This is a genomic window from Flavobacterium aquidurense (assembly GCF_002217195.1).
GTDB classification, from domain to species: Bacteria; Bacteroidota; Bacteroidia; order Flavobacteriales; family Flavobacteriaceae; genus Flavobacterium; species Flavobacterium frigidimaris.
Genome location: NZ_MUGR01000014.1, coordinates 1 through 12622 on the forward strand (window position 1 = coordinate 1; position 12622 = coordinate 12622).

Consider the following 12622-nt stretch of genomic DNA (forward strand, 5'->3'; position numbering starts at 1 on the left):
ATCGTCCGGATTCGAACGTAATCTTTGATTTAATTTTTTTTAAATTAAACATAAAAAACCTCTAAATTACTTTGGAGGCTTTCGAGGCATCGTCCGGATTCGAACGTAAATCTTTATGTAATTTTTTTTTTAATTAAACATAAAAAACCTCTAAATTACTTTAGTGGTTTTTGAGTCATCGTCCGGATTCGAACGTAATCTTTATCTAATTTTTTCTAAAAATTAAACATAAAAAAAACCTTCAAATTGCTTTGAAGGTTTTTGAGGCATCGTCCGGATTCGAACCGGAGTAGGAGCTTTTGCAGAGCCCAGCCTAGCCGCTCGGCCACGACGCCGTAGTTGAACGGATGGCAAAAGTAACTAAAATCTTTAAATTTCAAAAGTTTAAAAGTAACTATTTTAAAAAAATAGCTTTTTAATTCAAAAAATTATCCTCTAATTTCAGTCATTTTGATAGTAACTGATTCAACATCACCACCAATAGGAGGATTTATTTTTGAAACCCAAACTGTTGTTTTTTCTGCAGTTTTTATTTCTGCAAGTACACGAATATTGATTCTTTTGGCTACATGCTCTAATAAATGCGAACGAATGGCCATTTCTTCTGTCACAATTTTGTTCAAATGTACATAATCAACAGTGTCGGCAAGATGATCTGTGTCGGCTGATTTCTGTAAATTAGTTTTAATTTTTAGATCAACAGTATAGTCAGATCCAATTTTTCCTTCTTCAATCATACATCCGTGGTATGAAAAAGTACGAATGTTTTTTAATTTTATAACTCCCATTTTCTTGTTGTTTCAAGTTTAAAGTTTCAGGTTTTCCGCCACTTAAATAACTTTAAACCTGAAACCTGAAACCTTTTTTTTATCTTTGCTAAAATTACTATAAAATAATGGCATCAGAAGAGAAATCACTCAATTTTATTGAACAAATCATAGAAGAAGATCTTAAATCAGGTCTTTCGCAAAGTAAACTTCATTTTCGTTTTCCACCAGAACCAAATGGTTATTTGCATATTGGTCATGCAAGTGCTATTGCATTAAATTTCGGTTTAGGAATTGATTATCAATCTCCTGTGAATTTACGTTTTGATGATACAAATCCGGAAAAAGAAGAGCAGGAATTCGTTGATGCTATTAAAAAAGATGTAGAATGGCTGGGATATACCTGGGCAGAAGAACGTTATGCATCAGATTATTTTCAACAATTATACGATTGGGCAGTTTTATTAATAAAAAAGGATAAAGCCTATGTTGATAGTCAGTCTTCTGAAGATATGGCGATTCAAAAAGGAACTCCGTCTACAATTGGAACCGATAGTCCGTACAGAAATCGTTCTGTCGAAGAAAATTTAGGTTTATTCGAAAGAATGAAAAACGGTGAATTTGAGGCTGGAACTCATATTCTTCGTGCTAAAATAGATATGAAATCGACTAATATGCTCATGCGGGATCCTATCATGTACAGGATTTTACATAAAGATCATCACAGAACCGGAGATGCCTGGAAAATTTATCCAATGTACGATTGGGCACACGGACAAAGTGATTACTTAGAGGAGATTTCACATTCATTTTGTACACTTGAATTTTTGCCTCACCGCGAGTTATACGATTGGTTTTTAGATCAAATTATAGATGATAATAAACTGCGTCCTAAGCAAAGAGAATTTGCAAGACGTAACTTATCACACACTGTTGTTAGTAAAAGAAAATTACAGCAACTAGTTAAGGAAAAGCATGTTAATGGTTGGGATGATCCAAGAATGTCAACTATTTCAGGTTTAAGAAGAAGAGGTTTTACAGCTGCTTCATTGCGTAATTTTGCCAATACAACCGGAATTGCAAAACGTGATAACTTGATTAGTATATCTGTTTTAGAGTTTTGTATTCGTGAAGATTTAAACAAAATTGCACCTCGTGTAATGGCTGTTTTAGATCCGGTAAAAGTAATTATTACAAATTATCCTGAAGGAAAAGAGGAGTGGTTAGAAGCTGAAAACAACCAGGAAGATGAAAATGCAGGTTTCAGAAAAGTGCCTTTTTCCCGTGAATTATATATTGAAAGAGAAGACTTTCTGGAAGAAGCTCCGGCTAAGTTTTTCCGTTTGACTTTAGGAAAAGAAGTACGTCTTAAAAATGCTTATATCATTAAAGGTGAGAGTGTTATAAAAGATGCTAGCGGCAATATTACAGAGATTCATGTCACTTATGATACCGATTCTTTGAGCGGAAGTGGGACAGAAGCAAGCCAAAGAAAAGTATCCGGAACATTGCATTGGGTTTCTATCTCTCATGCAGTTGAAGCAGAAGTTCGTATGTACGATCGTTTGTTTACAGATGAAGCTCCGGACAGTTACAAAGACAAAAATTTCTTAGATTTTGTAAATCCAAATTCTTTAGAAATTATCACAGGATTTGTTGAACCAAGTTTATCAACAGCTCAAAATGAAGATAAATTTCAGTTTCAACGTTTAGGTTATTTTACTGTTGATAAAGATTCAACTGCTTCAAAATTAGTATTTAACAAGACTGTTGGACTAAAAGATGCCTGGGAAGAAAAGGGTAAAAAAGAAGAAAACAGCATCAATAATTCTTTAAAAGATATCAACAAATATTTTAAAGTTGAGACCAAACCGGAACGTATTGCAATCGAAAGTGCAATAGGGGAGAGCATCAAAAATGTTTCAAGTTTTTCTTTATTGCAAAATTCATTAAAGAAGAATATCAACAATAACAAAGGATCATTGTTATTTGCTCAGTTTATTTTGAAATATTCAATTTTGAAATCGAAAGATTTTGAAGAGGAGGATATCAAAAAATTATATACAATGTCTCTAAGAAGTGAGTCAACTTATGTTCGATCTAAAGCTCTTTTGAATTTAAGAGATATTGAAGATGTAAGTTTCAAAAATCAATTTGAAGATGATATTTTGAAATTATATTCAAATCCTCCGAAAAATGCCTCAGAGCGAGAAAAGGAAATTCTTGCTGAAATGGTAAAAATATAATATCATTATAATCTATTGAAAAGCGCTTTTTATAAGCGCTTTTTTTATTATTTCTGTTTTCTATTTAAAAACAATAATTTATAGATTTTATAGATGGAAATTGACTTTCATAAATTGATTTTAAGACGTTTTTTAGTTTCTTTCACCTCGTAAGACCTCTTTGAAAAATTAATTAAAGAGAACGCTTTATTTTAATTTTAGGCATCGATTTACCTTGTTTTTTAGGTTATCAACATTCACTTGTTTATAACGTTGACTGAAGATGACCTTTTTATAAAATTTCAATATTTTTCATTTTAATTTCAATATTTTTAAAATAGTATAATTTTAAAATATCAATTTTAGTTATAGTATTATATTTTAAAAAGTTTTTATTTATTATTAATTTTATTTATCATTTTTGTTATTTTAATAAAATTATATGATTGAAATTGACTTTCATAAATTGTTTTTAAGCTCAATTTTCATTTCTTTCACCTCGTTAATCCTCTTTTTAAAAATCGTTAAACAAAACGCTTTATTTTGATTTTATACCTTATTTTACCTTGTTTTTAGGGTTGTTAACACATGATTGTTTATAACAGTGACTTGAGAGTAATTCCTTTAAAAATTTTGAATTTTGAATTTTATTAAAACAATTGTAAAAATTAGTGAACTTTTAAAGTATCAATTTTAATGATGTAGTTTTATATTATTAATAGTTTTATTTATTATGTGTTTTAACTATGGTTTTTGTTTTTTTAATAGATAATTATAGTAAAAAAAGGCCTTCATAAATTAATTTTAAGCGCATTTTTCATTTGTTTTATATCATTAATCAACTTTTAAATTATTGTTTGTTTTTGGGCTTTATTTAAGTTTTAGAGCTTATTTTTCTTAGTTTAACGCGTTGTTAACATACAATTGTTTATAAAGTTGTTATTTTTATCAAAAGGTCAAATCTAAAGTGTCAAATTTCAAAATGCACTGAAGAATCGAATCTGAGTTTTTCTAAAATTTTAAAATGAATAATTTTTAGTTTTAGAGTCAATTCAAAATCTGAATTCTAAAGATTGATTTTATGGTCAATTGTAATTGTGATTGTATTTTGATAATACTTATAGCGTAAAAGTATTTTTCAGAAAGTATTTCATAATTTAAAAATTTCATGAAATTAATTTTATGGGTTATTTGAAATTTTGTCTTTCGTTTTGACATTAAAAATTTTAATCCTTAAATTTTAATATTATGAAAATTATATTTTTTACGCTATCGATTTTATTTGCAAATATTGCAATTTCTCAAACACACCAAATTACAAAACACAATGGTGAACAACTAGATGTTAATTTTATTAAACTGGAAAATGATTTAGTTTATTATTCTTTGAACGGAAGTGCTGAAGAACATAAAATTACCAAGTATGCTGTTTCACAAATTACCAATAAACAATCCAGCAAAACTGAAAAAGTTTCAGATAAAATTATAGTAGATTCAAAATCAGATTATAAATCCGTAACTGTTTTATCTCAGGACAAGACAGTAGGGTTAAAACAAGTGGCTAATTTTACAGGAGTCTCGACAAAGACAAAAGGTGAACCGCCAATTGCAAATCAGAAGAATACTGCTATGAGAATCAAAACCCAATCTGCTTCAAACGGATATCCATTTGTTAGTATTGTTGAAAAAGGAGATGGTAAATATGAAGCAGTAGCTTACGTGTATTAAATTTAGTGTTAATTTTTATTAAATTACAATGATCCAATAATTTGTAATTCAAAAAATGACTACCTTTATTAATCATTTAAATTTTAATATTATGTCAAAAAACGTAAATACAGTTGCAGCAATTGTGGCTGGTGCTGCAGTAGGTGCAGCAATCGGAATTTTATTTGCTCCGGATAAAGGATCAAAGACTCGTGCTAAGCTTAAGGAAGGTTTAGATGATGCGAAACATAATTTGAAAGATTCACTTTCAGCAAGTTCAGAAGTGTTACGTGAAAAATTTGCACATGCAAAAGAAAACCTTGACGGGACGTATGGCGAGTTACTTTCGAATATGAGTTATAAAACAGAAGAAGTAATCAGTTTTTTAGAAACTAAATTAGCTGACTTAAAAGCGCAAAACGCTAAACTTCAAAAATAATAATCCAGGAAGCACAAAGCTCAATGTGATTTTAATGATTGATTAGGTTATTTTAATTTTAGAATAATCAAAACGCAATTATTAAATCATGAGTTTTGTGCTTCTTTTTTAAATTAAAATTACAATTATGGCTTTTGAAGAATTAAAAGAAAATACTGAAAAAATTCAGGATCAGGCTAAAGTTTATATAGACAGTCATCTGGCGTATTATAAACTTTGGGGTTTTAAAGTTGCCATGAAATCAACAACTTTAATTTTTAAGTTTACTTTGATTTTATTGTGTTTTAGTATGGTTATGATTTTTGGATCTTTTGCTGCAGCATATGCTTTTGGATCTTTGTTTGAAAGTAATGCACTTGGTTTTTTAGCGGTAGGAGGGATCTATTTTATCTTTACAATTTTACTTTTCTTCTTAAAAGATAAAGTTGTCGAAGGTCCAATCCTGGAGAAATTTTCAGAAATCTTTTTTAATGACTAATTATGGAAAATAAAAAATACTCATCATACGCAGCAATCGAAAGAGACTTAGAAATTTTGAAATTAGAGAAAGACATTAATTATCAGAAATTAGTTTTAAGTTTTCAGAGAACGAAAGAATCTATTACACCACAAAGTATTGTTGGAGGCGTTTTTTCTTCTTATAAAGAATATTTTACAAAATCATATCCACAAATTTTACAATCACTTTTACCATTTGTAATCAATTGGTTTATCAATAAAAAAAGAGGCAATTAAGCCTCTTTTTTGTTTTATGTAATTATTTAGTTTCTGGTAGAATGTCATCTTCATAACCTGATTGTGGTTCAATAGGTTTTGGTTTCTTCTCTATCTTCTTGTTGTTTTTCTTCATCATTTCACCAACCTGATTTGATGCTGAGAATGATGCAACCATATTATTTAGCATATCACTTCCGGCTTGCGGAGAGTTTGGTAACAAGATTAAGTTCGAATTTGCATCGGCACCAATTGCTTGTAATGTATCATAATGTTGAGTTACCACAATTAGGGCAGAAGCTTCCTGAGAATTAATACCAACGCTGTTTAAAACTTCAACACTTTCTACAAGACCTCTTGCAATTTCACGACGCTGATCTGCAATACCCTGACCTTGTAAACGTTTACTTTCGGCCTCAGCTTTTGCTTTTGCAACAATTCTGATTCTTGAACTTTCAGCTTCAAATTCAGCAGCTGTTTTTTCTCTGTCGGCAGCATTAATTCTGTTCATGGCATTCTTAACCTGAATGTCCGGATCAATATCGGTTACCAAAGTATTGATAATATCATATCCGTAAGTAGTCATGGCTTCATTTAATTCTCTTTTTACTGCAATGGCGATATCATCTTTTCTTTCAAAAACATCATCTAATTTTAGTTTAGGAACTTCGGCACGAACGACATCAAATACATAAGCTGTAATCTGATCGTGTGGATATTCCAGTTTGTAAAAAGCATCGTATACTTTTTCCTGAATCACTTTGAACTGAACCGAAACTTTCATTTTGATAAAAACGTTGTCTTTGGTTTTGGTTTCAATGATAACATCAAGCTGTTGAATTTTTAGATTTACACGTCCGGCCAATCTGTCAACTACCGGAATTTTTAGTTGTAATCCTGAATTTCTCACACTATGGAATTTTCCAAATCTTTCAATAACAACAGAACTTTGCTGTTTTACCGTAAAGAAGGAAGACATGAAAATAAAGAGAGCGAGGACTAAAAAGATAATAAGTACTGGATTCATAATGATATTGATTTAGTTTTTATGATCTGGTAAATTACGAATAATCTGCCAAATTCAATTTTTTTTAGCGTAAAAAAAACGCTAAGTACATTTTAACAATGTTCTTAGCGCTTAGATTATTTTACCATTAAGATATTAAGTTCATAAAGCCTGACTTAATTTTTCTTAATTTCTTAATGGTAAAAAAAAATTATAATGTTGATATCGCTTTCTGAATTCTCGCAATAGTTTCTTCTTTCCCAATGATTTCAACAATGTCAAATAGGTGAGGGCCTTTAAGAGCTCCAACCAAACTTAGACGGAAAGGCTGCATTACTTTACCCATTCCAATTTCGTTTTTAGTCAACCAGTCTTTTACGATTGCTTCAATATTTGCCGAATCAAAACCGTCAATATATTCAAGGGTCGAAATCAATTCCTGCATTAAAGCCGGTGTTGCTGAATTCCAGTTTTTGCTTGCTTTTTCATCATAAGATGTTGGGGCCTGGAAAAAGAAATCAGTCAAATCCCAAAATTCAGAAACAAAATGAGCTCTTTCTTTTACGAGTGAAACAATTTTCGTTGTCACTTCGAGCGGAGTCGAGAAGCCTTTTTCTACCAAAATAGGAGAGAAGCTTTTCGCTAAATCAGCATTATTTTGTTTGATTAAATATTGGTGATTGAACCATTTGTTTTTCTCCGGATCAAATTTAGCTCCGGATTTATGTACTCTGTTCAAGTCGAAAGACTCAATTAATTCTTCTAATGAAAATAATTCTTTATCCGTTCCGTCATTCCATCCTAATAAAGCAAGGAAGTTTATAACCGCTTCCGGGAAAAATCCTTTCTCTCTGTAACCAGATGAAATCCCTTCTTCGGTTTTCCATTCTAACGGAAACACAGGAAATCCTAATTTGTCGCCATCTCTTTTAGATAATTTTCCGTTTCCAACTGGTTTCAAGATCAATGGTAAATGTGCAAATTCCGGAGCATCCCAACCAAAAGCTCTGTATAATAAAACGTGAAGCGGCATAGATGGCAACCATTCTTCACCACGAATTACATGTGAAGTTTCCATCAAATGATCATCAACAATATTGGCTAAATGATACGTTGGCATCCCGTCACTTTTAAACAATACTTTATCATCAAGTAAACTCGTTTCAAATTTTACATCTCCACGAATGATATCTTTTAAGTGTAAAGTTTCATCAACCGGAGTTTTAAAACGGATTACATAATGTTCTCCATTTGCAATTCTTTTAGCCACTTCTTCAGCAGCAATTACCAAAGATGTATCCAGCTTTTCACGGATGGTATGATTGTATATAAATGTTTTTCCTTCAGCTTCTTGTTCTTTTCTCAAAGCATCAAGCGCTTCGGGAGTATCAAAAGCGTAATATGCCCAACCTGAATTGATCAACTGATCAGCATAAGTTTGGTATAAATCTTTACGATCACTTTGTCTGTACGGACCAAATTTTTCATTTTTACCAACAGTTTCGTCAGGAGCAATTCCTAACCATTCCAATGCTTCCATAATATAAGCTTCGGCACCAGGAACAAAACGGGTTTGATCTGTATCTTCAATTCTTAAATAAAAAACACCATTGTTTTTTTTGGCAAATAAATAATTAAATAGGGCAGTACGAACGCCGCCAATATGTAAAGGTCCTGTTGGACTTGGTGCAAAACGCACACGAACTTGCTTTGACATTTGTTTAAATTTTGATGCAAAGATACAACATTCGTCAAAAGTCAAAAGTCGAAAGTCTGAAAGCTTTTGCGTCAAGATGCTAACTTTTGACTTTCGACTTTTGACTTTCAAACTTATACTTATAATTAGTACTTTTATGGGTTATAAATAAAACAGATTCACTTTGAAAACAACATCTGCTATATACCAAAAGTTAGAAGCTTTTATAAAAAAATATTATACCAATGAATTGATAAAAGGAGCACTTCTTTTTATTGGTTTCGGATTGTTGTATTTTTTGTTTACACTTTTTATAGAGTATTTTCTCTGGCTAAAACCAATTGGAAGAACATTTTTATTTTGGATCTTTATTGCGGTAGAAGTTTTTCTATTGTTTCGTTTTATTTTGTTCCCAGTTTTTAAGCTGTTCAAACTTCAAAAAGGAATTGATTATAATCAGGCTTCAACGATTATTGGAAACCATTTTACAGAAGTAAGTGATAAACTGACGAACTTTTTACAATTGTCAGCTTCTGAAAATTCGTCTGAAAGTTCAGAGTTGATGTTGGCTTCGATAGAGCAAAAAGCAAATTCGTTGCAGCCAATACCGTTTGGTAATGCCATTAATTTTAAAACAAACAAAAAGTATTTACCATTGGCAGTCATTCCAATTTTGCTTTTTGCCGTATTTTATATTTCAGGAAATAGCAATGTAATTTCTCAAAGTTTAAATAGAGTAGTGCATTTTAATGCTACATTTTTGCCTCCGGCACCTTTCAAATTTGTGGTTCTAAATCAGAATTTGCAAACAGAACAAAATAAAGATTTTATTATCAAGATGGAATCTGTTGGAAAAGTAGTTCCGGAAAATGTAATGATTCATATTGGTAACGAAAGTTATTTTATGGAATCGTCTCAACCCGGAAAGTTTGAATTCAAGATTGAGAAACCGGTATCGAATGTTGAATTTTCTTTTGAAGGAAATTCAGTTTCATCTGAAGAATATGAGTTGAAAGTAATCACAGTTCCGTCAATTGCCAACTTCGAAATGGTATTGAATTTTCCATCTTATTTAAAAAAGAAATCAGAAACAATTCAGGGAACAGGTAATGCAATCGTACCCGAAGGAACTTTGGTAACCTGGAAAATGAATACACAATCGACTCAGGAAATTGTTTGGAAAGATGATAATGCGACTTTCAAGTTCAATAAAGACGAAAACGAGTTTGAATTGGCTAAAAATATTACTCAAAATACAGAATATCAAATTCTTACATCGAATAATAAAGTCAAAAACTACGAAAAACTGGATTATCAGCTATCGGTGATCAAAGATCAGCATCCAACGATCACAGTTAGTCTTGCACCGGACAGTTTAAAGCTGGATAAAAATTATGTTTTGGGCAGGTTAGGGGATGACTATGGTTTGTCTAAACTTCAGGTTGTGTATTACGAACGCAACAAACCGAACACTGCCAAGCGTGGAACAATACCGGTAAAGTCCGGAGTGTTTGATCAGTTTGTTTTTAACTTTCCAAGTAATCTTGCCGTGCAGGAAGGAGTATCTTACGAATACTATTTTGAGGTTTTTGATAACGATGCGCCACATGGTTTCAAGAGTACAAAGTCTTCTGTTTTTTCTGATCGTGTTTCGACTACAGACGAAGTTCATGATCTTGAATTGCAACAGCAAAACGAGAATATCAATAGTTTAGAAAAGTCTTTAAAGAATCAAACCAAGCAATTTTCTGAAATTGATAAGATTCAGAAAGCAGGAAAAGAGAAAGATAATTTAGAGTTTAAAGATCAGCAAAAAGTAAATGATTTTATCAAACGTCAGAAACAACAAGACGAATTGATGAAGCAATTTGCGGAAAAAATGAATAAAAATCTGGATAAATTTCAATCTGAAAAGAAAGATAAAACGGTAGATGATTTGCAAAAACGTTTGGATAATGCAGAGAAAGATTTAGAAAAAAATCAGAAGTTGATGGATGAATTGAAGAACTTGAATGACAAATTAAATAGCGAAGAGTTGTTTGATAAGATGGAAAAGTTCAAACAAATCAGCAAGAATCAATCTCGTAATCTGGAGCAATTGGTTGAACTGACCAAACGTTTTTATGTTTCGAAAAAAGCAGAACAGGTTGCAGATAAATTAAAGAAATTGGCTGATCAGCAAGAGCAACTTTCTAATAAGGAAAAAGAAAACACACAAGACAAACAAGAGGATATCAATAAAGCTTTTGATAAAATTCAGGAAGATTTAAAAGATTTGAAAGAAGAAAATAAGACATTAAAAGCGCCTTTAGACATTCCGTCTGATGCTTCAAAAGAGAAAGATTTAAAAGATGATTTGAAGAAAGCTTCGGAAGAGTTGAGTAAAAAGAATTCTTCTTCGGCCAAACCAAAACAAAAAAGTGCAGCCAAGAAAATGAAGAGTATGGCAGAGAAAATGGATGCCGGTATGGAAGGTGGAGAACAGGAACAACTAGAAGAAGATGTAGCAATGCTTCGTCAGGTTCTAGATAATCTTTTAGCGTATTCTTTATCTCAGGAAGATGTGATGAAACAATTTAGAACGATGAAACTGGGTTCTTCGGCTTTTACAAAAAACATTAAAATCCAGCAGAATTTAAAACAACAGTTCAAACATGTCGATGATAGTTTGTTTGCATTGTCGCTTCGTAACCCAAAAGTGGCTGAAGATGTGACGAAAGAAATTGGAAATGTACAGTACAATGTAGACAAGGCTATTGAAACTTTAAGCGATGTTCAGGTTCCTAAAGGAGTTTCGCATCAACAATATGCAGTTTCATCTGCCAATAAATTGGCTGATTTTTTAAGTGATTTATTAAATAATATGCAGATGTCAATGTCTAAACCGGGAGCGGGAAAACCAAAACCGGGTGACGGACAAGGAATGCAATTGCCGGATATTATTCAAAAACAAAAAGGTCTGGCAGATAAAATGAAAGCCGGAATGAAACCGGGAGATAAACCCGGCGACAAATCTGGAGATAAACCTGGCGAAGGAAAACAAGGACAAGGGAAAAGTGGTGAAGGTAAGGATGGACAGGGAAGTAAAAATGAAGGAAAAGGAAATGAGAATAAAGACGGAAATGATGGGGAGGGAGATGCTGAAGCTATCATGGAGATTTATAAAGAGCAGGTAAAACTTCGCGAAGCGTTACAAAAAGAGTTAGCAAAACAAGGATTAGATTCTCAGGGCAGATCTGTAATTGATCAGATGAAAGCTTCTGAAAAGCAACTTTTAAATAAAGGTTTTAAGAATGAAAACTTGCAGCGTATCCTGAATATTCAGCAAGAATTATTGAAATTAAACAATGCAGTACAGCAACAAGGACAAGATACAAAGCGCCAATCTGAAACCAATAAAGCGGAGTTTTCTAATAGAACAAATGCTTTGCCAAGTTCATTATTGGATTATTTAAACAGTGTAGAGATATTAAACAGACAATCACTACCTTTGCGCTCGAATTTTAATCAAAAGGTTCAAGAATATTTTAATACAAAATGATCAATTTTAATTACGAAACCGAATTTACTTTAGACAACGAAGAAGCCTTTGCCTATTGGTTAAGTGCTGTAATCGTTTCTGAAAGCAAGAACGAAGGAGAGATAAATTATATTTTTTGTGATGATGAATATCTTCATAAGATAAATGTAGAATATCTAAATCACGATACACTAACGGATATTATCAGTTTTGATTACACAGTTGGTAATGAACTAAACGGAGATATTTTTGTTTCTGTTGAAAGAGTAGCTGATAACGCTAAGGATTTTAATGTTTCTTTTGAAGAAGAATTAAAACGTGTTCTTGCTCACGGTATCTTACATTACTGTGGGTATAAAGACAAAAGTGATGCTGACGCAGAACTTATGCGCTCTAAAGAAGATGAGAAGATTGCAATGTTTCACGTGGAACAGTAGAGAAATTTGTTTGAGGTTTTTTTGATTTCAAGTTTCAGGTTAAGAAAGTGAATTAAGTGTTCCACGTGAAACATGAATGGTTATAATAATAGAAGTACCTAAACGTTCCAC

10 protein-coding genes and 1 tRNA gene are annotated in these 12622 nt (G+C 31.8%); 7 read left to right on the forward strand and 4 right to left on the reverse strand.

The genetic code is table 11. The features are described 5' to 3' along the window. Window positions 1-264: 264 nt before the first annotated feature. Window positions 265-335, reverse strand: a tRNA-Cys gene (locus tag B0A67_RS24945). A gap of 93 nt (window positions 336-428) precedes the next feature. Further along, complete coding sequence (gene folB / locus B0A67_RS07195; protein WP_072957613.1) at window positions 429-788, reverse strand: dihydroneopterin aldolase; 360 nt, start codon at window positions 786-788, stop codon at window positions 429-431. A 107-nt stretch (window positions 789-895) separates the two neighbouring features. Here folB and B0A67_RS07200 point away from each other — a divergent pair, with 107 nt between their 5' ends. The 5 genes from B0A67_RS07200 (at window position 896) to B0A67_RS07220 (ending at window position 5873) form a co-directional block, all read left to right on the forward strand. After that, window positions 896-3013, forward strand: a complete 2118-nt coding sequence (locus B0A67_RS07200) for a glutamine--tRNA ligase/YqeY domain fusion protein (RefSeq protein ID WP_072957609.1) — start codon at window positions 896-898, stop codon at window positions 3011-3013. A 1227-nt stretch (window positions 3014-4240) separates the two neighbouring features. Continuing rightward, window positions 4241-4720, forward strand: coding sequence for a hypothetical protein (locus tag B0A67_RS07205; protein WP_072957605.1), 480 nt, complete (start codon window positions 4241-4243; stop codon window positions 4718-4720). A gap of 91 nt (window positions 4721-4811) precedes the next feature. Then, entirely contained in the window at window positions 4812-5138 is a 327-nt protein-coding gene (locus B0A67_RS07210; protein WP_072957959.1) for a YtxH domain-containing protein, read from the forward strand. A gap of 127 nt (window positions 5139-5265) precedes the next feature. Next, entirely contained in the window at window positions 5266-5616 is a 351-nt protein-coding gene (locus B0A67_RS07215) for a competence protein (RefSeq protein WP_072957601.1), read from the forward strand. A gap of 2 nt (window positions 5617-5618) precedes the next feature. Continuing rightward, entirely contained in the window at window positions 5619-5873 is a 255-nt protein-coding gene (locus B0A67_RS07220) for a DUF6327 family protein (RefSeq protein WP_072957598.1), read from the forward strand. 22 nt (window positions 5874-5895) lie between these two features. On the opposite strand, the gene B0A67_RS07225 is transcribed toward B0A67_RS07220, so the two are convergent. Next, window positions 5896-6879: an SPFH domain-containing protein gene (locus B0A67_RS07225; protein WP_072957595.1), complete on the reverse strand. Its 984-nt coding sequence runs from the start codon at window positions 6877-6879 to the stop codon at window positions 5896-5898. 190 nt (window positions 6880-7069) lie between these two features. Continuing rightward, window positions 7070-8575: a glutamate--tRNA ligase gene (gltX, locus tag B0A67_RS07230; RefSeq protein WP_072957591.1), complete on the reverse strand. Its 1506-nt coding sequence runs from the start codon at window positions 8573-8575 to the stop codon at window positions 7070-7072. 163 nt (window positions 8576-8738) lie between these two features. Here gltX and B0A67_RS07235 point away from each other — a divergent pair, with 163 nt between their 5' ends. Beyond that, window positions 8739-12095 carry a DUF4175 family protein gene (locus B0A67_RS07235; protein WP_072957588.1) on the forward strand — a complete coding sequence of 1119 codons (3357 nt, stop codon included), beginning with the start codon at window positions 8739-8741 and terminating at the stop codon, window positions 12093-12095. Further along, entirely contained in the window at window positions 12092-12511 is a 420-nt protein-coding gene (gene ybeY, locus B0A67_RS07240; protein WP_072957585.1) for an rRNA maturation RNase YbeY, read from the forward strand. Before B0A67_RS07235 ends, ybeY begins: the two co-directional genes overlap by 4 nt. Window positions 12512-12622 lie beyond the last annotated feature (111 nt).